This is a genomic window from Saccharopolyspora sp. NFXS83 (genome assembly GCF_026241095.1).
Lineage (GTDB): Bacteria > Actinomycetota > Actinomycetes > Mycobacteriales > Pseudonocardiaceae > Saccharopolyspora_C.
The window spans coordinates 162,704-183,343 of record NZ_JAPFGB010000012.1; the positions used below are offsets into that span (position 1 = coordinate 162,704).

Consider the following 20,640-nt stretch of genomic DNA (forward strand, 5'->3'; position numbering starts at 1 on the left):
CTGTGTGGAATTGAGTGGATACACTCTGTATCCGTTGGGAGGCTGATCAACATGTCCCGCACCCCCCACGACCGGCGCCGACCGGAGCGCAACGAGCGGCTTCGCCGCGCCCGCGAAGCGCAGCCCTCACGCCTGGCGCCCGGCGAACCGCTGTCCCGCGCCGAACTCGCCGCCGCGGTCAACGGCTACCTGCTGGAGACGACGGGCAAGCGCTACGACCTCGACGCGCACCACGTGGCCAAGTGGGAACGCGGCGCGGTGCGCTGGCCGACCGCCGCCTACCGCGCCGCGTTGCGCGCGGTGCTGGGCGCGGCCGACGACGCCACCCTCGGATTCCGCCCCAGAGGCTCGCTCGCCCCGCCGTCGACTCCGGGCACCGGGATGCCCGCCACCAGCGTCGAGGCGATCCGAGTCGTGTCGGCCTCGTTCCAGTCCGCTGACCGGCGCGTCGGGGGCGGCAACCTCTACGAGACCGTGCGGCACTACTTCAACACCGTCGTCATGCCGCTGGTGCAGCAGAAGCAGGACAACGCGGACGTGCTGTCCGCGGCGGCCTCGATGATCGAACTCGCCGGGTGGATGGCGCACGACAGCGGCAACGACGTGCCCGCGCGGGAGCACTTCCTCACCGCGTACCGGCTCGCCTCCGCCGCCGCCAACCACGCGCTGGTGGCGAACGTCTGCGCGTCGCTGTCCCACCTGTCCACCGAGATGCGCCAGTCGAAGGCCGCCGCGGACTACGCGCTCAACGGGCTCACCCACACCATGAACACGGAGGGCACCGGCCGTCTCGTGACGCGGCTGCACGCGCTGCACGCCAGGGCCTTAGCCCTGCAGGGCGACCGGGCGGGCACCGAGCACCAGCTCGCCTTCGCCCAGGAACGCCTGGCGCGCAACGACGACGCATGTCCCTGGATCGCCCCGTTCGACCACGCTTCGCTGGCCAGCGAGACCACCGAGTGCTGGCGCAGCCTCGGCGACCTGCGCCGAGGTGAGCTGCACGCGCGCGAAGCCGTGCAGCTGCGGCCGTCCGAGCGGGTGCGCAGCCGGGCGCTGAGCCTGCTGGCGCTGGCGCAGGTGCTCTCCGACGCCGGCCGCCACGACGAGGCCGCGGACACCGGGACCACCGTGCTCGTCGAGGCGAGCGCGCTGTCGTCGGCGCGCGTGCACGGCAGGCTCGACGAGCTGGCGACCTCGCTGCTGCCGCACCACCGGGTTCCCGGCGTGGCCGACTTCTTCGCCGCACGCGCCGCGTACCCGCTCCGCGACTCCGCTTGAGGAGGACCGTCTGGAGCCGAGTTCCGCGCAGGACGCCCACCTCGCGCAAGGCAACGCCCGGCAGGCCCGCAAGCGGGTCGCCGCCGACGTGCTGGTGCGCGACCGGCACGACCACGTGCTGCTTGTCGACCCGAGCTACAAGGACTACTGGGACCTGCCCGGCGGCATGGCCGAGGCCAACGAGTCGCCCCGCCGCGCCGCGGTGCGCGAGGTGAACGAGGAGCTGGGCCTGAGCCTGTCGGTGGGTCGCCCGCTGCTGATCGACTGGGTGCGCCCGCACGGCCCGTGGGACGACCAGCTGCTGTTCATCTTCGACGGCGGACGGTTGCACCCGGACAGCGTCGAGGCGCTGCGGATCTCGGACCCGGAGATCACCCGCTTCCGGTTCGTCCCGGCCGTGCAGGCCAGGGCGTTGCTGCGGCCCGACATGTACGACCGGCTACGACGGGCGCAGCACGCCCTGCACTCGGAACGCACCTCCTACGTCGAATGATCGGAGGCGCCGGGCGCCGAACCCCGGTCTTAACCGGCCGACTTCGGCAGTCGCCCGAAGTCGGCGCCGTCGTCGTGGACATCCGCCCAGGGATCGGCTTTCCGCGCCACCCGGCGCGGCAGGTTCCCGAGCCCGTAGGTCTGAGGAGCGGCCTTGGACAACTCCGCGAACTCCAGCGGCGTCGCAGCCGGTGCGCCGTCGCGGGCCCGCAGCGAATACGGCGCGATCATCGTCTGCCCGTAGGCGTTGCGGCCGACGTCGAGGAAGAGGCGGTCCCCACGGCGGTCCTTGCGCTGCTCGGTGGTCAACCGGCCGGGGTCGTCGCGCACCGCGTCCTGCGCCAGTTCCCGCACCGCCGCGCGGACCTCGTCGAAAGCGCGCCGCCCGGCCAGCGGTGCCACCACGTGGAAGCCCTTGCCTCCCGTCGCCTGCAGGTACGGCTCCAGGCCGGCGTCGGTGAACCGGTCCCGGAATACGCGCACCACGGCGCGCAGCTCACCCACGTCGAAACCGGGCGGCGGGTCGAGGTCCACCACGACCAGCAGCGGCCGGTCCAGGTCGTCCACCGGCGCCAAACCCACGTGGAACTCCAAGCAGGCCTGCGCCGCCAGGTAGACCAAGGTCGGGGCGTCGTCGCAAACGACGTGGTGCACCGGTTCCGCCGAGCCGCGCCGCGGGACGGACTCCACCCGCACCCAGTCCGGGAAGTGGCGCGAAGCCTCCTTCTGGAAGAAGCCCTCCGAACCCACCCCGTCCGGGAAACGCCGCAGCGTCAGCGGTTTCCCGCGCAGGTGCGGCAGCATCCGGTCGGCGATCCGCCGGTAGTGGTCGGCGACGTCCCGCTTGCGGTAGCCCTCGCCGGGGTACAGCACCTTGTCCGGGTGGGTGAGGTCGACTCTCCTGCCCCCGACCTCCAGCAGTTCCGCGTCGGCCACCGCGCTCAGCGCTCCCGGTCGGCGTCGGCGGCCACGTCGTCGTTGGTGCGCCCGCTGAGCACCGATTCCGGGCGTCCGCGAGCCGGATCGCCGCCGCGGTCGGCGCCCTCGTCGTCCACCTTCACCAGCAGCCACTGCTCCCGGCCGCGCATCGGCGTGCGGGTCAAGGCGAAAGCGCCGGTGAGCTTCGCGCCCTCCAGCCACACCTTCACGTGCCCGCGTTCGAGCGCGTCGTCCACGTCGATCGGCGCGCCGCGGTGCTCGGTCAGGTTCCGATACGGCCCGGTGTCCCACACCACGACGGTGCCCGCCCCGTCCCCCTCCGGGATGACGCCTTCGAAGGACGCGTAGTCCAGCGGGTGGTCTTCGGTGGGCGTGGCCAGCCGCTTCTGCCCCGGGTCCGTCGACGGCCCCTTCGGCACCGCCCACGACTTGAGGACGTCACCGACCTCCAACCGGAAGTCGAAGTGCGTCGTCGACGCTTCGTGGCGCTGCACCACGAAGCGGGAGCGCGCTGCCGCGGACCCGCCGGACGGTTCGCCGGACTTCGCCAGGTCCCGCTTGCCCCGGTACTCGTCGAGCCGGTCTCGTGCCATGCCGGAGCCGTACCCGGCGCCACAGCCGACCACACCCGGCGGCTCCGGCCGTCCGAACCGCAGCGATCAGCTGCACTGCCAGAGGAAACGTCCCTGCCCGGTGGACTCGTCGAGGAACGCGTACCCCACCCCGGCATCGCCGAAGTTCACGTCGAACGGCAGGTCGCCCGCGGTGTCGAACTGCCCGATGAACCGGAACGGCTCGCCGGGCGACTCGTCGCCCTGCAACCACTGCGGCGCCCCGAACAGCCTGGTGGCGAAGTCGTCCACGTCGACCTCGCCGTCGAACGGCTCGGTCTCCACCCGGTGGTCCGGTCCGAACGTCGGCCCCTTCGCGATCGTCGCGACCGGGTAGAACTCCGCGGGCTCACCGGGCTGCGCGAAGAACGCGTTCTCCCCGCCGTCCGGCTCGAAGGTGTCCACGACGTCCTCGTAGTCCTCCGGGTAGTCCTCGGTCAGGAACAGGTAGGCCAGCCGCACCTGCTCACCCGGCAGCCGGATCTGCCCGAGGAAGCGCATCGGCCTGCCGAGGGCCGCGGACATCGGCCACGCCGGGGCTTGCAGCCACACCGGTTGGCCGCCGAACTTCGTGACGGGTTCCTGGATGGGCACGTCCGACTCGACGAAGCGGAGGCTCAGGCGGGGTTGTGCACTGCTGTCGGGCATCGAGGTCCTTGCTGTTGCTGGCGGGGTTGCGCGGGCGCACCGCGCGCATCCGGCTTTCCGGGCGAGACCCTAGCGACCCGCACCGACCGAACCGGAAGGTTCCGCGCGAGCACACCCACCTCACACCCGAATGGAGCAGCACGACCCGATCAGCCCACCGCACCGATCCGACGACGCGCACCTGGTGGACCGCACCCGCGGGAGGCCATCGCAAGCGGCGCATACTGGTTCACGGCATCCGAGCAGCGCCGACCCAGGAGGCCGCGATGGGACGAGTCACCGTCCGCCGACCAGTGCTCCGCGTGACCGAGAACGGGTCCCGCACCCGGCCGGACACACTGGCCGCCGAGGAGCCGCTGGAGATCCGCATCGACGGCCGGGCGTTGTCGGTCACGATGCGCACCCCCGGCAACGACATCGAGCTCGCCCACGGATTCCTGCTCACCGAGAGCGTCATCGCCGACCGGGAGGACGTGCGCAGCGCCCGCTACTGCGACAGCCCCGGACCGGACGGGCGCAACACCTACAACGTGCTCGACGTGCTGCTCGCACCCGGCGTCGAACCGCCCGACACCTCGATCGAGCGCAACTTCTACACCACCTCGTCCTGCGGGGTGTGCGGGAAGGCGGCGCTGGACTCGGTGCGGCTGAGCACCCGCCACTCCCCCGCCCACGATCCGCTGCTGATCAGCCCCCAGACGCTCGCGGACCTGCCGGACCGGCTGCGCGCGGCGCAGAAGGTGTTCGACTCCACCGGCGGGCTGCACGGCGCCGCGCTGTTCGACGCCGAGGGCCGGCTGCTGGTGTGCCGGGAGGACGTGGGCAGGCACAACGCCGTCGACAAGGTCCTCGGCTGGGCCGTGCTGGAACGCCGCGTGCCGCTGGAGAGCTGCGTCCTCATGGTCTCCGGCCGGGCCTCGTTCGAACTGGTCCAGAAGGCCGCCATGGCCGGAGTCCCCGCACTGGCCGCGGTCTCCGCGCCGTCCTCGCTGGCGGTCGAACTGGCCGAGGAGCAGGGCATGACGCTCGTCGGCTTCCTGCGGGGGACCTCGATGAACGTCTACACCGGGGCCCACCGCATCATCGAACGAACCCCGACCTCGGTCTCGTAGGAGTCCTCGCCGAACGATCCGCTCCGCCGGTCGGGCAGCCGATCCTGCAGCGAGGAAGCCGCTGAGGTTCCGCTGCCGACCCCCACCGCAACAGGAGTCGGACGACGAGCGGTCAGCCGTGGTCGGCGATGTCGGGGGCGTAGCCGCCGATGAAGTCGACGACCTCCGGCAGCGCGAACCGGTAGTAGCGGCTGTTGTGGCCTCCGGGAGTCCGCACCGATGCCACCTCGGGCTTGGCCTTGCGCACGAACTTGCGCGTCCCGCTGATGAACCTGTCCCGCGTGCCGCACCACACCCCCAGCGGCACGTCCTCCAACGCGGCGACGTGGCGCATCGGGTCGATCGCGCTCCACTCGGCCTCGTCGACGAACGCGCGCCGCCGCGCCATCTCCGGCCAGCTGGTGATCAGCGCGGGCGACACCACCGCCGTCGCGTTGACCGGGCTGTCGAGCTCGTTGCGGCGGCGGGTGTAGAGCAGCGCCCCGAAACCGCCCATCGAGATGCCCGCCACGGCGAACGGCTGGCCGTCCCTCCCACCGAGTCCGCGCTCCCCCAGCCAGCGCGGCACCTCGTCCAGCAACATCCACATCGGATCGTCACCGGAACGCTGGTGCCAGTAGCTGTTGCCGCCGCCGTCGACGGCGAGGATCGCGAACGGCGGCACCTTGCCCGCCTTGACCGACGCGGTCAACCACGCCGGCACCCCACCGGAGGACCTGCGGGCGTCACCGAACCGGCCGTGCAGCAGCAGGCACACCGGGAGCCCGGCGCGGGGCACCCCGCTCGGATACATCGTGACCAGGTCCACTTCGCGGTTGCGCGCCTGCGAGTGCACGGTCTCGACCGACACGTTGGTCTGCTTCGCCAGCGGAACGGGCTGCGGCGGCACCACCGCGCCCCCGGAGTCGCTGCTCAGCCCCAGCCCCAACGCACCTGCTCCGACCAGGCCGGAAGTGAGCAAGGTCCGCCTGTCTGGCATCGGGACTTTCCGCGGCTCCCCGCGCTGCATGGCACCTCCGCTTCGTTCTCCCCGAACCGTTCATCGTGCCAATGGCCGTCGGCGCTACCGGAAGCCCCCTGCGCCACGGAGAGCTCACCCGCCTCGCACCAGGAGTCTCCGGTGGACGGTGAGCGCTCCGGCTCGGTGGCCGCCGCCCGTCCGCGGTGGACGGATCAGCGCACGCCCTCCGGAACCGGCGACCAGCCCGCCGCGCACGGCGCGGAATCGAACCGGTCGGCCACCGGCACCGAGCCGTACAGCACCCAGCGCAGCAGCGCGGGCCACGGCCCGTAACCCGCGGCCGTGTCCAGCCCTCGGCCCTCGGCGAGAACGTCGAGTTCGACCCGCAACCGGTGGGCCAACGCGTGCGCCGCGCCCACCGGCGACGCCGGGTCGTCGGCTCCGACGACCAGCCGGGTCGGACCACCCGCTTCGCGCAGCGCCGGCGCGTCCGGTTCCCCGAGCACGTCCGCCCGCGATCCCGGCGCCCGCACCTGGTCGTCCGGCGCGACCAGCAGCACCCGATCGGCCCGGCGGACTCCGTCGGCCGCCGACCGCCGCGCCCCCAGCGTAGCCGCGTGCCGCAGCCACAACGCGGCGCCGCGGCGGTGGGCGACGACCGCGAGCTCCGCTTCCGGGGGTGTGCGGGCCAGCCGGACGCGCAGCGCGGCGAGCGGATCGTGCGATTCCGCGGGCGACGGGCAGGTGGTCACGACCGCGCCCGAATCGGGCAGCCGCGCGGCCAGCCACTGCTGCCAGTGCCACGGACCGGTTTTCGAGCCGCCCGGCACCAGCAGCACGTGCAGCTCGCTCATCGGGCCACTCCCTGGGCACGCTCGAATCGGACGACTCTCCGATGAGCATGATCACGCATGGCCGCGGATCGCGCGCCTGCGGCTCACCCACTAGCGGGACACCCGGACGTTTCCCGCGAGCGCGAACCCGCTCCACTCGCCTGAGCTCGACCTCGCCCGAGAAGAGAACTGCCGCCGCCCCGCGAGGGGACGACGGCAGTACCATCAGGCGGACTTCTCGCGGCGCTCCCGCCGAGTGTTCTGCCTGGCCACGATCGTCGGGTTCACGTTCTCCCGCACCGTCTGCTCGGTGATGACGACCTTCGCGACGTCGGTGCGGCTGGGGATGTCGTACATCACCGGCAGCAGCACCTCCTCCAAGATCGCACGCAAGCCGCGCGCACCCGTGCCGCGCAGGATCGCCTGATCGGCGACCGCCTCCAGCGCCGTGCGGGTGAACTCCAGCTCGACGTTGTCCATCTCGAACAGCCGCTTGTACTGCTTGATCAGCGCGTTGCGCGGTTCGGTGAGGATCTGCACCAGCGACGGCTTGTCCAGGTTCGTCACGCTGGCCACCGTGGGCAGCCGGCCGATGAACTCGGGAATCAGCCCGAACTTGATGAGGTCCTCGGGCAGCACCTCCGAGAACCGGTCCGCGGAGTTCGCCTCCTCCTTCGAGCGCAGCTGCGCCCCGAAGCCGACGCTGGCCTTGCCGACCCGGTCCTCGACGATCTTCTCCAGCCCGGCGAACGCGCCGGCCACGATGAACAGCACGTTCGTCGTGTCGATCTGGATGAACTCCTGGTGGGGGTGCTTGCGACCGCCCTGCGGCGGCACGCTCGCCGTCGTCCCCTCCAGGATCTTCAGCAGCGCCTGCTGCACGCCCTCGCCGGAGACGTCGCGGGTGATCGACGGGTTCTCGCTCTTGCGGGCGATCTTGTCGACCTCGTCGATGTAGATGATGCCCGTCTCGGCGCGCTTGACGTCGTAGTCGGCCGCCTGGATGAGCTTGAGCAGGATGTTCTCGACGTCCTCGCCGACGTAGCCCGCCTCGGTCAGCGCGGTGGCGTCGGCGATGGCGAACGGCACGTTGAGCATCTTCGCCAAGGTCTGCGCCAGGTAGGTCTTCCCACAACCGGTGGGGCCCAGCATCAGGATGTTCGACTTCGCGAGCTCGACGTTCTCCTCGCGGCTGTCGCGCGTGCGCTCACCCATCTGGATGCGCTTGTAGTGGTTGTAGACCGCTACCGACAGGTTGCGCTTCGCCGGGTCCTGCCCGATGACGTACTGGTCCAGGAACTCGTGGATCTCCGTCGGCTTCGGCAGCTCGTCGAGCTTGACCTCACCGGCTTCCGCCAGTTCCTCTTCGATGATCTCGTTGCAGAGATCGATGCACTCATCGCAGATGTACACGCCGGGGCCGGCGATGAGTTTTTTCACCTGCTTCTGGCTCTTCCCGCAGAAGGAGCACTTCAGCAGGTCGCCGCCGTCACCGATACGTGCCATGACCGCTGACCCCGTCCCCTCCGGCACGCCGTCCGGTGACGTGCCTGACCGTATGTGCTCGTACCGACGGTACCTGCCGCTCCCCGAATTCGGGGAGACTCGCAGACTCCGCTACCTGCCAGTCTCCGGCATGCGCCGGGCGCGGTGGTCGCCGAGGCCACCGTCCGGCGTGTCGCGAACGCCCGGCGTGCCGCCCGCACCAGCATCCCATTTTCCGGAACGCTCCCGCGACAGCCTTCCACCAGGTCCTTTCCCCAGATCGAGTTCTGCGCCCACCAGCGCTTCCAATCGCCGTCGTCCTCGCAGCGGCGAATCCGCCGAGCAGCGACCATCCACGCAACCGGCACCGCCGCGGGTTCTCAGCCGCCTTCTCGCGAGGGCGGCAATTCCCTCGTGGCGGAGGCCACTCGGGACATTGATCCCGCGGCGAGAAGGCGGCTGAGGTTCCGCTACCCGGTCACCAACGCAGAACAAGGCTGGAGAAGCAGATCAGGACTGGGCGGAGAGCTTGCGGTAGGGCAGCACCTCGTCGACGATGCCGTACTCCTGGGCCTGCTGGGCGGTCAGGATCTTGTCGCGCTCCACGTCCTGGCGGACCTGGTCCTTCTCCTTGCCGGTGTGCGTGGCGAGGGTGGACTCCATCAGGTCCCGCATCCGCTGCACCTCGTTGGCCTGGATCTCCAAGTCGGAGACCTGGCCGTAGATGCCCTCGGTCGACGGCTGGTGGATCAGGATCCGCGAGTTCGGCAGCGCGAGCCGCTTGCCCTTGGTGCCGGCCGCCAGGATGACGGCCGCGGCCGACGCCGCCTGGCCCAGGCAGATCGTGCGCACGTCCGGGCGGACGTACTGGATGGTGTCGTAGATGGCCATCAGGGCCGTGAACGAACCACCCGGAGAGTTGATGTAGATCTGGATCTCGCGATCCGGATCGTCGGACTCCAGGAACAGCAGCTGCGCCATCACGTCGTTGGCCGACGCGTCGTCGACCTGGACGCCGAGGAAGACGATGCGCTCCTCGAACAGCTTGTTGTACGGGTTCGACTCCTTCACCCCGTACGCGGTGCGCTCGACGAAGGAGGGCAGCACGTACCGGGACTGCGGAAGCTGGAATGAGCTCACGACAGGTGACTCCTCGTTACTAGGTCCGGGCGCGCGGTCAGCTGGGCAGGTTGGCTGCGGTGGCGACGTGGTCCACGAAGCCGTACTCGCGGGCCTCCTCGGCGGTGAACCAGCGGTCCCGGTCGGAGTCGGCCGTGATCTTCTCCACGGTCTGGCCGGTCTGCGCCGCGATCAGCTCCGCCATCTCCCGCTTGTGCTTGGAGAACACCTCGGCCTGGATCGCGATGTCGGAGGCCGTACCGCCCAGGCCCGCCGACGGCTGGTGCATCATGATCCGCGCGTGCGGCAGCGTGAAGCGCTTGCCCTGCGCACCGGCGGAGAGCAGGAACTGGCCCATCGACGCCGCGAAGCCCATCGCGACGGTGGCCACGTCCGGCTTGATCAGCTGCATGGTGTCGTAGATCGCCATGCCCGCGGTGACCGAACCGCCCGGCGAGTTGATGTAGAGCGAGATGTCCCGCTCCGGGTCCTCGGCCGCGAGCAGGAGCAGCTGCGAGCAGATCTGGTTGGCCATGGTGTCCTCGACCTGAGAGCCGAGGACGATGATCCGCTCCCGCAGCAAGCGCTCGTAAACCGAGTCGTTGAGCGAGAGCCCGTTCGTCGACCGCATGTGCGGCGTCGTGTCCGACGCCGGAACAGTCAGGTGCTGCGTCACGTCTCCCCTGCCTTCTTCCACGATGAGGGCTTCCACAATGGATCCGGCCACACCGGTCGCCGGGCGCCGGACCGTTGGGGATGCCTTGGCTTGTTCCGTTTCCGGTGATCCGCTTGCAACCGACCCTAACGAACGTGGGCGGCACCAGCTTCCCGGTACCGCCCACGTTCGCTCAGAGCTTGTGCATTGCTCTCGCCGCTCGCGGATTCCTTCTGCTCACAGCGAAATCACCGCGAAAGAGTCGTCACTCCGACTTCGCGGCCGGGGTGGAACCCGCGGTCTCGTCGGAGGACTCGGCCTGCTCGACCTCGCCCTGCACGACCTCCGGAGCACCGTCGTCGTCCTGCGAGCCGAACAGCTCGTCCAGGTCGAGCTCGCTGCCGGAACCGTCGACCACAGTGGCCTGCCGCACGACCGAGAACAGCGCCTTGCTGCGCCGCACGTCGGCGTAGATCGCGCCGAGCTGGCCCGACTGCTGCGCCTGCTGGACGTACTGGTCCGGGCTCACGCCGAAGCGCTGGGCTTGGTAGATGATCCGCTCGGTGAGCTCGTTGTCGGAGACCGACACGTTCTCGGCGTCGGCGATCGTGTCCAGCACCAGCTGGGTGCGGACCGCCTTCTCCGCCTCCTCGCGGGTCTCCGCGTCGAACTGCTCGCGGGTCTGGCCCTGCGACTCCAGCCACTCAGCGAACTTGGCCTCGTCGTGGTCGAACGGGTGGATCGCGTCGTGCTCGCGCACCTCGACCTCGGACGCCACCACGTTCTCCGGCAGCGGGACCTCGACGGTCTCCAGCAGCGCCTCGAGGACCTTGTCCCGCGCCTGCATGCCCTGCTGCATCCGCTTGACGCGGGCCAGGCGCTCCCGCAGGTCCGCGAGCAGTTCCTCGGCGGTGTCGAACTCGCTGGCCATCTGGGCGAACTCGTCGTCCGCCTCCGGCAGGTGCCGCTCCTTGACCGAGTCCAGCGTGACGGTCACCTCGGCGTCGCGGTCCGCGTACTCGCCGGCCACCAGCTTGGTGGTGAAGGTGTTGGTGTCACCCGCCGACGCGCCGATCAGCGCGTCGTCGATGCCCTCGATGAGCTGGCCGGACCCGATCTCGTAGGACAGGCCGCTGGTGCGCGCTTCCTCGACGTCCTCGCCGTCGACCGTGGCCGACAGGTCGATGCTGACGAAGTCGCCCTGCTGGGCCGGGCGCTCGACACCGGTCAGCGTGCCGAAGCGGGCGCGCAGCTCGTCGAGCTGCTCCTGCACCTCGTCCTCGGTCGTCTCGACGTCGTCCACCGACACGGACAGCTCACCGAACGCCGGAACGGTGATCTCCGGACGCACATCGACCTCGGCGGTGAACTCGATCTGGTCCCCGTCCTCGATCTTGGTGACCTCGATCTCCGGACGCCCGAGGGTGCGAACCTCGGTGCCGTTGATGGCCTCCATGTACTTGGCCGGAACCGCCTCGTTGACGACCTCGTCGAGCACGGGACCGCGGCCGATGCGGCTCTCCAGCACGCGGGCGGGAACCTTGCCCGGCCGGAAGCCCGGAATGCGGACCTGGTTGGCGAGTGCCTTGTACGCGCGGTCGAAGTTCGGCTTGAGCTCGTCGAACGGCACCTCGACGTTGATCCGTACGCGCGTCGGGCTCAGGTGCTCGACGGTGCTCTTCACGTGGTCTCCTAGTGCGAACGTGCTTCGGACCCCGGCGGTGCCGGCGGGAGCGCGACCCCACATCGGGTGCACTCCGGCGACGCCGGGCTGACCTCCGAGTCTATTGCCCAGGCGAGACCGAGGCCGGGCCGGGGGTTGCCTCAGCGCGCCCCGCGGGCCGAGAACACCGCCTCACCGACCACGTCACCCGCACCGCCCACGGCCGGCACGGCCGCCGAGCCCAGCGGCGTCGGAATCACCGCCGTCCCGATCCCCACCGTCGGCGGGACGATCTGCCTGCCGGGTCCGTCGACGAACAGCGACACCCCGATCAGCAGCACCACCGCGAGCATCAACAGCACCCCCACCAGCAAAGCGGGGAGCCGGACGCGTCGCGCGACCCTCGACACAGCAACGTGAACGTGCACGACCACGAAATCGACCTGCCGCTGCCGACCGTTACCGAATGCCGGGCGGATCACCCGCAGGAATCACGTTGCGTGATCTCCATCGCGACCCCGGAACGCAAAAAGGAGGCGCGGCCGCACGACCACGCCTCCCGGAGGACCGTCGGGGTGGCGGGATTTGAACCCACGACCCCTCGCACCCAAAGCGAGTGCGCTACCAAACTGCGCCACACCCCGTCCCACCTGCAACGCACCCCGACCGCACGGGTGCGTTGCGGAGAGCCTATCGCGACCGGTTAAGCTAGGGCACGCAAGGTCGGAAACACCCCGGCGATCACCGTCCGGACATCGACATCGATGCCCATCGGCGCACCACCGAGGAACGTCCTGACCAGGCATGCGGGCGTAGCTCAATGGTAGAGCCCCAGTCTTCCAAACTGGCTACGCGGGTTCGATTCCCGTCGCCCGCTCAGAGCACCTACCGGCAAGTGCGGCGCCCATTCCCGAACGCGGGAGGGGCGCCGTTTCGCATTCGCGCCGACCAACGAGCGTTTCGCCCGAACTCGCCGCCGAACGTCTCGTGCAGGACGACGGCGCGGGCGGCCGATCGAGCGGGATCGTCCGGGGCGACCCGGCGCCGGACTCCGCTCATCGCCGTGGTCACAGAACGGCCAGGAGCATTGCGGTCATCGCCGCGGCCATCACCGCGTGCGGGAAGGAAGCCACCCGCAGCGCCGCGCGGTCGCGGCCGGTCGGAGGCGCGAGGCCCACCGAGAGCAACCGGGCGGGCGGCCCCACGACGGCGACGACGACCGTGACGACGAGATCGACGGCGAACCAGGCCGCGAGCAGGACGACGACCACGGACACGGCTCCGCCGGGAGCCCCGTCGTGCCCGTGGGCGTGCCCCGGGGAGTGGCCGACGAGCACTGCCAGGCCCATGGCGGCGAAGGCGAGCAGGTGGTTCGCGAGTCCAGCCCGACGCCCCGGCCCCGCGGGCGGGCGAGCCAGGGCGGCGCCGGCGCCGAGCATCCCGGCCACCACGACGGCGAGGACCCACGACCGGGCCGTCGATCCCCACAGCGACGTGAACATCACGGCCATGGCCAGGTTCATCACCAGGTGCGCCGCGTCGGCCTCTCGGGTGGTCCAGACGGTGTCGATCCGCCGCCCCGCGATGAGGCGGACCGCTCCGACTGCGGCGGCGGCGACCAGCACGACGACGAGCGCCGCGTCCGGCGCTCCCATTCGGCACATGGGTCGAGCATAGTTGACACGATCCCGTTTCAACATCAGGCTGTCGAGGTTCCCCGGAGGACGAGGAGGACCGTGATGGCGTGCTGCGTCGCGCTGGCCCTGGTGATCGCTCACGTGCGTGAGCTGTTGTTCCGGTTGCGCCCTTCGGCGGCGCCGCCGCCGACCCCCTTCGCCCCTCCGGCTCGCCGCCCCATGCCTGGCGTGCCGACCGGAAAAAGTCGATGAGCGCGCCGGTGCCCGCCGGAGAGCCCGAGGCGACGCGGGACGGAAACCGGGCCGTCACTGTGCTGCTGCCCGACGTGCCCGCGTTCGGCCCGGTGACGGCGCGACGAATGCGACGGGCGCTGGCGGCCTACGCCGTGGTGTGGCTGGCCGGATCCCTGCCGGGGTGGCTTGGCGCCGGCCCCGCGGCGGTCGCCTTCGGCCACGGACTGGCCCTGCCGGGCGGGGGTTTCCTGCTCGACGGGTCGTTCGCGGCAGCGGCGCTGACCGTCGTCACGTTCGTGCTGTCCCTGGCGCTGTGGTGGTACGCGGGGCCGGTCGTGCTGCCGCCGCTGGCGTGGGTGGCGGGTGCGGCGGTCGCGGCGCTCACGGTCTCGTCGCGGGAGGTCGCCGGCGCAGCGGCATATCTGGTACCGGCCCTGCCGGTGGCCGTGCTGGCGCTCTCACTCGCCGCGCACCTCGTGCGGCATCGTGGCCAGCACCGACGACGGTCGGTGCTGAACGCCGAACTCGCGCGGACGTCGTTCGTCGTCAGCGGCCCGCCCGACCTCGAATCGGGCCCGCCGGTGCGGGAGAGCTCCCCGGAGGATCTGGCGCACTTGCGCTATGCGCTCGACGTCGCCCTGCAGCCGCTCGACAGGTTCGAGGGGTTCATCGTCCTGGAGCAGTACCGCGAGGGCGCGCTCCGGTACCAGCTGACCTCGCTCGGAACCGGCCTGGCGATGTCGCAGTACACCCGCACCCCCGCCTTCTCCGGCTACCTGGCGGAGGCCCAGCGCAACGCGATCGAGAAGATGCTCGACCGCCGCGTGTGGGGCTACTGGCGGACGGAGAACCTCTGGGGCAATCTCTCGACCACGCGCGACCCGCTGGCCACCGACGAGAACATCATGCTGACCGGCTGGCACGGCACGATGCTCGGCTTCTACGCACTGCTCAACGACCTGCGCTACGCGGAACCGGGCGCGCTCACCTATCGCTGGTCCGCCGACGAGGCGTACCCGCACGACCACCACGCCGTCGCGCGGCAGATCCACGACGGCATGCGCCGGTCGGACTACGCACTCATCCCCTGCGAGCCGAACTGGATCTACACCGTCTGCAACGCCTTCGGGATCAACGCGATGCTCGGCCACGATCGCGCCCACGGAACGGGCCACGTCGAGGACCTGCGCGAACGGCTCCGGCACTCCTACGAGCACGAGTTCTTGCGGCCCGACGGCCGCATCGTGGGCGTCCGCGCTCGCCACCTGGGGTTGTCGTGGAACTTCTGGTCGGGCACGGCGGTGCAGCTCAACACCGTCTACTGGATGCACGCGGCCTTCCCCGACCTCGCGCAGCGGGCGTGGTGGCTGCTGCGGCGCAACGAGCTCACCCTGCGCGACGGGATCCCTGCCCTCCCTCCCCGTGCGTCGAACCGGGTGGACGTCGGCTCCTACCGGCTCGGCCGGGACACCTTCGCCCAGGTCGCGATCACGATGGCGGCCCGCGAGATCGGCGACGGCGAGATGGCCGACGCGGCTGCCGCGCTGCTGGCGGAACGGGAGCCGATCGAGGAGCGCAACGGCTGCCGTCGCTTCGCCGACGCGTCGCCGATGGTCAACTTCTACGCGGTCCTCGGCCGGTTCGGCAGGCAGCACGCGCTGCGGGACCTGCTCGGCCACGGAGGAGTCCCGCAGGCGTGGCGCACCGGACCGCGGCTGACCGAGGCCGCCTACCCGGACGTGCTCGTCGCCCGGGCGGTGACCGACGGTCGTGCGCTCGACCTCGTCCTCCGCCCGGGAGCGGGCCCGGTCCGGACGGTGCTCGCGGTGGACCGGCTCGTGCCGGGTTCGGCGTACCGGGTCGCGGGCGCGTGCGCGGACGAGGTCATCGCCGACGCGCGGGGCCGGGCCGTGGTCGAGGTCGACCTGGACGGTCGTCGCGAGCTGCGGCTCTACCCGTCCTGATCGCCGGGGTGTCCGGCGCCATCGGGCCGTATCGGGGCGCACGCCGCGACGCCGATCAGGACGAGCTGGTCGACGAGCGCGTCGTCGCCGATGTCCAGGTCGTCGCGCAGGCGCCGCTCGACCAGCTCGGTGACCCCCGCGACGAGGACCAGCAGGGTGGTCGCCGGGTCCTGGGCTCCGCCGCCGGACCCGGCCAGCTCAGCGGACAGGACCGCGACGAACCCGTCGAGCGCGGCGTTGCGGCGCGCTCGCAGGGCCGGGTGCGCGTGGGCCTCGGCCCACAAGCGCGACCACCCCCGGTCCGCGGACAGCGTCGAGAGCACGGCGCGCACCGCTGCGCGCACCCGCAGCTCGAACGTCGAGGGGGCGGCGCTGAGCGCCTCGGCGAGTGCCGCGCCCATGGTCGACACCGCTTCGTCGAACAGCGCCACCAGCAGGGTGTCCCTGCCGTCGAAGCTCTCGTAGAAGTAGCGCTTCGTCAGCTCCGCCCGGCGGCACACCGCATCGACGGAGACGCCGGCGGTGCCGTTCTCGGCGATCTGGTCGCGCCCCGCGGCGAGCAGGCGCGCACGGCGTGCGGCGGTCCGGTCCGCGGCGCTGACGCCGCGGTGCGGTCGGGTCACGGTGCGGGACATGACCTCATCTTGACACGAGGTCGTGTCGGGTAGCATCGTGAAGTTGACACGAGGCCGTGTCAACAATACATCGAGGACGGAGACCGCTCGATGAAGAGTGCACCGGGAGCGGGCTCGGCCCGAACACCACGACGGAGGTGGCGGATCGGCGGCCTGGAGCGGCGGCGCATCGCCCGGCTCGACCCGGCCGCTGACCACACCGAGATCACCCGGTCGAGCCTGCAGACGTTGCACGGCGACCGGCGCCTGGTCCTCGCCATGTTCACGGTGGCGTTCATGAAGCAGGTCGCCGTACCGACGATGGCCCGGATCCTGTGGCGACGCGGTACCGGCGACATCGTCCAGAACACGGCGCTGCGCAACGACGACACCATCGTCTTCTTCGGTCGCTTCCTCGACTTCGGGCCGGACTCGCCGGAGGGCATCGCCTGGATCGAGCGGATGAACGAGATCCACGCCCACTTCCCGATCCGCAACGACGACGCGCTCTACACGTTGAGCACCCTGGCCCTCGACCCCGCGAACATCGCCGCCACCCTGGGTGCGCGGCCCTTCTCGCCGACCGAGATCGAGGCGCACTGGCGGTTCTGGCGCGCGGTCGCCGAGCGGCAACGCCTCCACGACATCCCCGCCACCCGCGAGGACATGCGGTCCTGGGCACTCGACTACGAGCGTCGCGAATTCGCGCCGAGCGCGGCCGGCCGGGCGGTCTCCGACGCCCTGGCCGAGGACTTCACCGCCCGGGTCCTGCCCGCCCGCCTCCGGCCGTTCGGGCGCGAGGTCCTCTCCGCGATCAGCCCCGCGAACCTGCGGGAAACCCACGGACTGCCTCGTCCTCGGCCCGCGGTCCGGCTGGCAGTGCGGACCGCGAGCCGCGCCTACCTCGACGGCGTCGTCCTGCGCCCCGTGCCGCTCGACCGGTCCTTGGCCCGGACCTTCGGGACCAGCCGCACCGACACCGGCGACCCGGCGGTGCTCGGGTACCGCCACCACGGCCGGTGAGCGCGCGCTCTCCCCGTGCGCGGTCGGCGAGCGGGCTCGGCGGCGCGCACTCCGAACAGCGCCGCTTCGCCTAGGCGAGGGCTCCTAGTACGCCCAGGGCGGTTCTGATGGGGTCCAGGACCAGGGGGGCGTTTTCGGGGCGGGTGGTCGTGTCGACGGCTGAGCAGCCGTTGATCACTGCTGTGACGCCCGCTCGGCCCGCCTCTTCCAGCGGTGCGCGCATCGCGTCCGACCACCTGGCCGGGTCGGTGATGTCGTCGACCGTCAGGTCCAGGACCGCCACGTCGTGGAACGAGCCCTCCCAGCCGTAGTCGGCGATGCGCCGGTGGAGTTCCGCCGCGATGGCTTCGTTCCGGGTGACCGCTGCGATCCGGTGGCCCGCGGCGACCGCGGCGCCGACCGTGAGCCGGAGCAGGCCCAGGGCCGGCCGGCCGCCGATGGTGCCGCCGTCGGCGGGGACCGCCGGGTCGAGGACGCAGTCCGGCAGGACGGCGTCGCAGTCCGGTGCCGCGGCCAGGGCCTCGGCGACCAGCTCCGTCGAGCGGTGCACGTCCTGCTCGGTGTTGAGGGCGCGCGGGCCGTGCGGGGGCAGGTCGGACAACACCACGCGCACCCCGGCCGGGGACAGGGCGTCGTAGCGGGCTTGGCGCCGGGCGACCTCCTGAGGTCCGACGACGATCGGCGTGACGGCTTGGACGAGCATGGCGTTCCTCCTCATCGGACGTGGGTGAGCGCGCCGAGCGCGCGCAGTTCCGCCGCGGCGTCGGCCGCGTCCGGCAGCGCGGCGCAGCGCTCCCGGATCCCGGCCACCACTTCGGCGTCGCCGAGCAGGTCGCCGAGGACGCGGACGCGGTCGTCGGCGCTGAACGGGTGGTGCGCGGCGTCGCCGATCGGGTTCGGCGCCTCCGCGACGGCGTGACCGTCCGGTGTGGACGCGGTGAGCCGGACCGGTCGTTCGGCGGGCAGCCGGGCGTCCAGGTCCCGCGCCGCCCGCACGGTCACCCGGCGGGCCAGCGCCGCCGTGGCGGGGTCGGCGAGCGCGTCCGCGGTGAACTCGGCCGGGCCGACCCGGCCGCGCCGCAGCGCGGTCGCGACGACGTACGGCAGCGAGAACCGGGCGGCCAGCGGAGTCGGCCAGTCCGTCCGGGCCAGCCCGGCCCCGAGCGAATGGATCTCGACGAGGACCTCCTCGGGATCCGGCCCGGCCCGCTCCCGCAAGGACAGCGCGACGTCGATCGCGGCGTGCGTGAACGAGCACGAGGAGTGCTGCTTGAAGTAGCCGCCGAGGACCTCCCAGCGCTGCCCCTGCTCGTCGCCGAGCACCGCAGGCTCGAGCTCGCCGAGCAGATCGCCGAGCGCGTCCGCGGCGACACCGGTGAGATGCCCGCTACCGGAGGCGGCCAGCCGGGCCGCGACCAAGCCGGACTGGTTGGCGGCGCCGACCCACGCGTCCCGGACCGGGTTGCCGTCGAGCGCGGCGGAGAACGGCCCGGCGACGGGGAGCCCGCCGCCCGCGTCGATCGCGACGGCGGTCTCCACCGGGCCCAGCCCCAGCAGGCGGGCGCAGCCCGCCGCAGATCCGGTGACGCCCCAGTTGCCGTGCGGGTGCGTGCCCGGCCGGAGCCGGGTCGCCCGGCCGAACCGGGCGGCGACCTCGTAAGCGGCGAGCAGCGCGGCGCACAGCTCGGTTCCGCTCGCGCCTCGCCGCGCGGCCAGCGCGAGCACGGCGGGGAAACCGTGCGCGGCCGGATGTCCCGCGGCGAGGCGGTGACCGTCGTCGAGTTCGAGGCGCACCGCGGCGATCGCGTTCAGCCAGGCCGCGGCGTCGACCGACGTGGTGCGACCCGTCCCGAACAGCGGCGACGGCCCCTCCGGCGGATCCCAGGCGGTGACCAGCGCCCGCTGCTCGGGTTCCCTCGAACCGAGCGCGGTGACCGCGGCGGAGTCGACGAGCACGGTCAGCAGCCGCTCCCGGACCTCGGCGGGGACCTCCGGCCAGCGCAGCTCGGAGACCCACCGGCCGAGCCCGCCGACCGCGGACCGGACCGCGTCGGCGTGCTCGGTCCCGCTCATGCCCGCTCGCCCGCGGGGGCGTTGGCGGGTGTCGCGGCGAGAGCGGGTTCGCGCGGGACCAGCAGCATCAGCAGCGCGCCCGCGACCGCCAACCCGGCCATCACGACGAAACCGCTGGTGAAGCTGCCGGTACCGGCGACGATGAAGCCCATCACCGACGGGGCGACGATGCCGGAGGAGGCGAAGGCCGCGTCGGCGAAGCCCGCCGCGCTGCCCGGCTGGTCGGGGGCCGCGTCGATCGAGGCGACCCACCAGATCCCGCCGGTGATGAACCCGAAGCCGACGCCGAGCGAGATCGAGATCAGTGCCACGGTGAGCGTCGGGGCGATCGCGAGCGGGATCAGCGAGCACCCGGCCAGCAGCAGCGCCACGCCCATCACGGCGAACCGGGTGCGGATGCGCGGGCTGCGCCGGTACACCCGGTCCACGAGGTACCCGCCGACCAGCGAGCCGACGATGCCGCAGGCCCAGGGAGCGATGGAGAACGCACCGGCCTCCTCCACGGAGAGCCCGTAGGCGTTCGAGAGGAAGGATGGCAGCCAGTACATGAAGCCCCAGAACATGAAGCCCCAGGCGAAGTAACCACCGGCGACGACCCACAGGTTCCGGTTGGTCAGCAGCGGGCGCCACCGGACCGAGGACCGGCCCGACGCGGAGTCCGACTCCTGCCCCTGCGCGATGAGCGCGCGCTCGGCGTCGTTGACCCGCGAGGACTCCTCCGGCAGGTCGCGCAGCAGCACCACGGCGAACAGCGCCCACACCACGCCGATCAGCGCCAAGGTCCAGAACATCCCGCGCCAGCCGACGAGATCGGTCAGCCAGGTCAGCAGCGGCCCCGAGATCAGCAGGCTGCCGGAGACCGCGACCCCGCCGCACAGCGCCAGCGCGACGCCGCGTTCGCGGATCGGCAGCCACCGGCTCACCGTCCGGGTCGCGGCCGGGAACGCGGGCGACTCGCCGATCCCCAGCAGCAGCCGGATGACGAGCAGCCCGGCGAACGATCCGGCGACCGGGATGAGGGCGGTGGTCACCGAGAACAGCGCGATCGCGGCGAGCAGCACCCGGCGGGTCCCGAACCGGTCCACCAGCGGTCCGGACACGAACGCGGCGACCATGTAGCCGATGGAGAAGACGGAGCTGATGATCCCGTACTGCGCGGTGGTGATCCCGAACGCCTGCTCCAGCGGTTCCACCGCGTAGGAGACCGCGCTGCGGTCGATGTAGTTGATGACGATGAGGCCTACCACCAGCCCCAGCGTCACGAAGCGAAACCGTGTGCTCATGCTCGTAATCCCTTGA

At 71.6% G+C, this 20,640-nt stretch carries 20 protein-coding genes and 2 tRNA genes; 6 read left to right on the forward strand and 16 right to left on the reverse strand.

From position 1 onward, the window contains the following. Nucleotides 1-51 precede the first annotated feature (51 nt). Nucleotides 52-1,278 carry an NsdA family TPR-like regulatory protein gene (locus tag OOZ19_RS15665; protein WP_266090831.1) on the forward strand — a complete coding sequence of 409 codons (1,227 nt, stop codon included), beginning with the start codon at nucleotides 52-54 and terminating at the stop codon, nucleotides 1,276-1,278. Nucleotides 1,279-1,288: 10 nt separating this feature from the next. Then, complete coding sequence (locus OOZ19_RS15670) at nucleotides 1,289-1,771, forward strand: NUDIX domain-containing protein (RefSeq protein ID WP_266090872.1); 483 nt, start codon at nucleotides 1,289-1,291, stop codon at nucleotides 1,769-1,771. 29 nt (nucleotides 1,772-1,800) lie between these two features. On the opposite strand, the gene ligD is transcribed toward OOZ19_RS15670, so the two are convergent. From ligD to OOZ19_RS15685, 3 genes are all read right to left on the reverse strand, one after another. After that, nucleotides 1,801-2,706, reverse strand: coding sequence for a non-homologous end-joining DNA ligase (ligD, locus tag OOZ19_RS15675; RefSeq protein WP_266090832.1), 906 nt, complete (start codon nucleotides 2,704-2,706; stop codon nucleotides 1,801-1,803). A gap of 5 nt (nucleotides 2,707-2,711) precedes the next feature. Beyond that, nucleotides 2,712-3,302 carry a DNA polymerase ligase N-terminal domain-containing protein gene (locus OOZ19_RS15680; protein ID WP_266090833.1) on the reverse strand — a complete coding sequence of 197 codons (591 nt, stop codon included), beginning with the start codon at nucleotides 3,300-3,302 and terminating at the stop codon, nucleotides 2,712-2,714. A 66-nt stretch (nucleotides 3,303-3,368) separates the two neighbouring features. Next, the gene (locus OOZ19_RS15685; RefSeq protein ID WP_266090834.1) at nucleotides 3,369-3,968 is read right to left on the reverse strand and encodes a YwqG family protein; all 600 of its coding nucleotides are present in this window, start codon (nucleotides 3,966-3,968) and stop codon (nucleotides 3,369-3,371) included. 266 nt (nucleotides 3,969-4,234) lie between these two features. Here OOZ19_RS15685 and fdhD point away from each other — a divergent pair, with 266 nt between their 5' ends. Beyond that, a complete protein-coding gene (gene fdhD / locus OOZ19_RS15690; protein ID WP_266090835.1) occupies nucleotides 4,235-5,080 on the forward strand; it encodes a formate dehydrogenase accessory sulfurtransferase FdhD in 846 nt (281 codons plus the stop codon). A 112-nt stretch (nucleotides 5,081-5,192) separates the two neighbouring features. On the opposite strand, the gene OOZ19_RS15695 is transcribed toward fdhD, so the two are convergent. The 8 genes from OOZ19_RS15695 to OOZ19_RS15730 all read right to left on the reverse strand — a co-directional run bounded on the left by OOZ19_RS15695 (nucleotide 5,193) and on the right by OOZ19_RS15730 (nucleotide 12,440). After that, on the reverse strand, nucleotides 5,193-6,059 hold the full coding sequence (locus OOZ19_RS15695) for an alpha/beta hydrolase (RefSeq protein WP_266090836.1): 867 nt from the start codon (nucleotides 6,057-6,059) through the stop codon (nucleotides 5,193-5,195). A 194-nt stretch (nucleotides 6,060-6,253) separates the two neighbouring features. Further along, the gene (locus tag OOZ19_RS15700) at nucleotides 6,254-6,895 is read right to left on the reverse strand and encodes an RBBP9/YdeN family alpha/beta hydrolase (RefSeq protein WP_266090837.1); all 642 of its coding nucleotides are present in this window, start codon (nucleotides 6,893-6,895) and stop codon (nucleotides 6,254-6,256) included. A gap of 204 nt (nucleotides 6,896-7,099) precedes the next feature. Next, nucleotides 7,100-8,380 carry an ATP-dependent Clp protease ATP-binding subunit ClpX gene (gene clpX, locus OOZ19_RS15705; protein WP_184477635.1) on the reverse strand — a complete coding sequence of 427 codons (1,281 nt, stop codon included), beginning with the start codon at nucleotides 8,378-8,380 and terminating at the stop codon, nucleotides 7,100-7,102. Between the two features lie 489 nt (nucleotides 8,381-8,869). Beyond that, on the reverse strand, nucleotides 8,870-9,499 hold the full coding sequence (locus tag OOZ19_RS15710) for an ATP-dependent Clp protease proteolytic subunit (RefSeq protein ID WP_184477633.1): 630 nt from the start codon (nucleotides 9,497-9,499) through the stop codon (nucleotides 8,870-8,872). A 37-nt stretch (nucleotides 9,500-9,536) separates the two neighbouring features. After that, on the reverse strand, nucleotides 9,537-10,109 hold the full coding sequence (locus tag OOZ19_RS15715) for an ATP-dependent Clp protease proteolytic subunit (RefSeq protein ID WP_266090873.1): 573 nt from the start codon (nucleotides 10,107-10,109) through the stop codon (nucleotides 9,537-9,539). Nucleotides 10,110-10,398: 289 nt separating this feature from the next. Then, nucleotides 10,399-11,817 (reverse strand): trigger factor, encoded by a 1,419-nt coding sequence (tig, locus tag OOZ19_RS15720; protein ID WP_266090838.1) that lies wholly within the window; start codon nucleotides 11,815-11,817, stop codon nucleotides 10,399-10,401. Between the two features lie 140 nt (nucleotides 11,818-11,957). Further along, nucleotides 11,958-12,164, reverse strand: a complete 207-nt coding sequence (locus tag OOZ19_RS15725) for a hypothetical protein (protein ID WP_266090839.1) — start codon at nucleotides 12,162-12,164, stop codon at nucleotides 11,958-11,960. Between the two features lie 202 nt (nucleotides 12,165-12,366). Beyond that, nucleotides 12,367-12,440 (reverse strand) — tRNA-Pro (locus tag OOZ19_RS15730). A gap of 162 nt (nucleotides 12,441-12,602) precedes the next feature. Here OOZ19_RS15730 and OOZ19_RS15735 point away from each other — a divergent pair. Beyond that, nucleotides 12,603-12,673, forward strand: a tRNA-Gly gene (locus tag OOZ19_RS15735). 190 nt (nucleotides 12,674-12,863) lie between these two features. Here the strand turns inward: OOZ19_RS15735 and OOZ19_RS15740 are convergent. Beyond that, nucleotides 12,864-13,460 carry a DUF5134 domain-containing protein gene (locus tag OOZ19_RS15740; protein WP_266090840.1) on the reverse strand — a complete coding sequence of 199 codons (597 nt, stop codon included), beginning with the start codon at nucleotides 13,458-13,460 and terminating at the stop codon, nucleotides 12,864-12,866. Between the two features lie 221 nt (nucleotides 13,461-13,681). Here OOZ19_RS15740 and OOZ19_RS15745 point away from each other — a divergent pair, with 221 nt between their 5' ends. Then, nucleotides 13,682-15,631 carry a linalool dehydratase/isomerase domain-containing protein gene (locus tag OOZ19_RS15745; protein ID WP_266090841.1) on the forward strand — a complete coding sequence of 650 codons (1,950 nt, stop codon included), beginning with the start codon at nucleotides 13,682-13,684 and terminating at the stop codon, nucleotides 15,629-15,631. On the opposite strand, the gene OOZ19_RS15750 is transcribed toward OOZ19_RS15745, so the two are convergent. Beyond that, nucleotides 15,619-16,266 carry a TetR/AcrR family transcriptional regulator gene (locus OOZ19_RS15750; RefSeq protein ID WP_266090842.1) on the reverse strand — a complete coding sequence of 216 codons (648 nt, stop codon included), beginning with the start codon at nucleotides 16,264-16,266 and terminating at the stop codon, nucleotides 15,619-15,621. The genes OOZ19_RS15745 and OOZ19_RS15750 overlap by 13 nt on opposite strands. A 90-nt stretch (nucleotides 16,267-16,356) precedes the next feature. On the opposite strand from OOZ19_RS15750, the gene OOZ19_RS15755 reads away from it, so the two are divergent. Further along, on the forward strand, nucleotides 16,357-17,268 hold the full coding sequence (locus OOZ19_RS15755; RefSeq protein WP_266090843.1) for an oxygenase MpaB family protein: 912 nt from the start codon (nucleotides 16,357-16,359) through the stop codon (nucleotides 17,266-17,268). A 70-nt stretch (nucleotides 17,269-17,338) separates the two neighbouring features. Here OOZ19_RS15755 and OOZ19_RS15760 read toward each other — a convergent pair whose 3' ends face one another. From OOZ19_RS15760 to OOZ19_RS15770, 3 genes are read right to left on the reverse strand one after another with little or no spacing between them, the layout of a single operon-like run. Next, the gene (locus OOZ19_RS15760; protein ID WP_266090844.1) at nucleotides 17,339-17,971 is read right to left on the reverse strand and encodes an aspartate/glutamate racemase family protein; all 633 of its coding nucleotides are present in this window, start codon (nucleotides 17,969-17,971) and stop codon (nucleotides 17,339-17,341) included. Between the two features lie 11 nt (nucleotides 17,972-17,982). Next, complete coding sequence (locus OOZ19_RS15765; RefSeq protein WP_266090845.1) at nucleotides 17,983-19,341, reverse strand: MmgE/PrpD family protein; 1,359 nt, start codon at nucleotides 19,339-19,341, stop codon at nucleotides 17,983-17,985. Then, nucleotides 19,338-20,624 carry an MFS transporter gene (locus OOZ19_RS15770; protein WP_266090846.1) on the reverse strand — a complete coding sequence of 429 codons (1,287 nt, stop codon included), beginning with the start codon at nucleotides 20,622-20,624 and terminating at the stop codon, nucleotides 19,338-19,340. Before OOZ19_RS15770 ends, OOZ19_RS15765 begins: the two co-directional genes overlap by 4 nt. Between the last annotated feature and the right edge of the window lie 16 nt (nucleotides 20,625-20,640).

Excerpts from the sequence above, each read along its gene's own strand:
- OOZ19_RS15685 (WP_266090834.1), bottom strand. The coding sequence starts at position 3,968 with ATGCCCGACAGCAGTGCACAACCCCGCCTGAGCCTCCGCTTCGTCGAG.
- OOZ19_RS15750 (WP_266090842.1), bottom strand. The coding sequence starts at position 16,266 with ATGTCCCGCACCGTGACCCGACCGCACCGCGGCGTCAGCGCCGCGGAC.
- OOZ19_RS15715 (WP_266090873.1), bottom strand. The coding sequence starts at position 10,109 with ATGCGGTCGACGAACGGGCTCTCGCTCAACGACTCGGTTTACGAGCGC.
- OOZ19_RS15770 (WP_266090846.1), bottom strand. The coding sequence starts at position 20,624 with ATGAGCACACGGTTTCGCTTCGTGACGCTGGGGCTGGTGGTAGGCCTC.
- OOZ19_RS15745 (WP_266090841.1), top strand. The coding sequence starts at position 13,682 with ATGAGCGCGCCGGTGCCCGCCGGAGAGCCCGAGGCGACGCGGGACGGA.
- OOZ19_RS15695 (WP_266090836.1), bottom strand. The coding sequence starts at position 6,059 with ATGCCAGACAGGCGGACCTTGCTCACTTCCGGCCTGGTCGGAGCAGGT.
- OOZ19_RS15700 (WP_266090837.1), bottom strand. The coding sequence starts at position 6,895 with ATGAGCGAGCTGCACGTGCTGCTGGTGCCGGGCGGCTCGAAAACCGGT.
- OOZ19_RS15765 (WP_266090845.1), bottom strand. The coding sequence starts at position 19,341 with ATGAGCGGGACCGAGCACGCCGACGCGGTCCGGTCCGCGGTCGGCGGG.
- OOZ19_RS15755 (WP_266090843.1), top strand. The coding sequence starts at position 16,357 with ATGAAGAGTGCACCGGGAGCGGGCTCGGCCCGAACACCACGACGGAGG.
- clpX (WP_184477635.1), bottom strand. The coding sequence starts at position 8,380 with ATGGCACGTATCGGTGACGGCGGCGACCTGCTGAAGTGCTCCTTCTGC.
- fdhD (WP_266090835.1), top strand. The coding sequence starts at position 4,235 with ATGGGACGAGTCACCGTCCGCCGACCAGTGCTCCGCGTGACCGAGAAC.
- OOZ19_RS15680 (WP_266090833.1), bottom strand. The coding sequence starts at position 3,302 with ATGGCACGAGACCGGCTCGACGAGTACCGGGGCAAGCGGGACCTGGCG.
- OOZ19_RS15760 (WP_266090844.1), bottom strand. The coding sequence starts at position 17,971 with ATGCTCGTCCAAGCCGTCACGCCGATCGTCGTCGGACCTCAGGAGGTC.
- OOZ19_RS15665 (WP_266090831.1), top strand. The coding sequence starts at position 52 with ATGTCCCGCACCCCCCACGACCGGCGCCGACCGGAGCGCAACGAGCGG.
- OOZ19_RS15740 (WP_266090840.1), bottom strand. The coding sequence starts at position 13,460 with ATGTGCCGAATGGGAGCGCCGGACGCGGCGCTCGTCGTCGTGCTGGTC.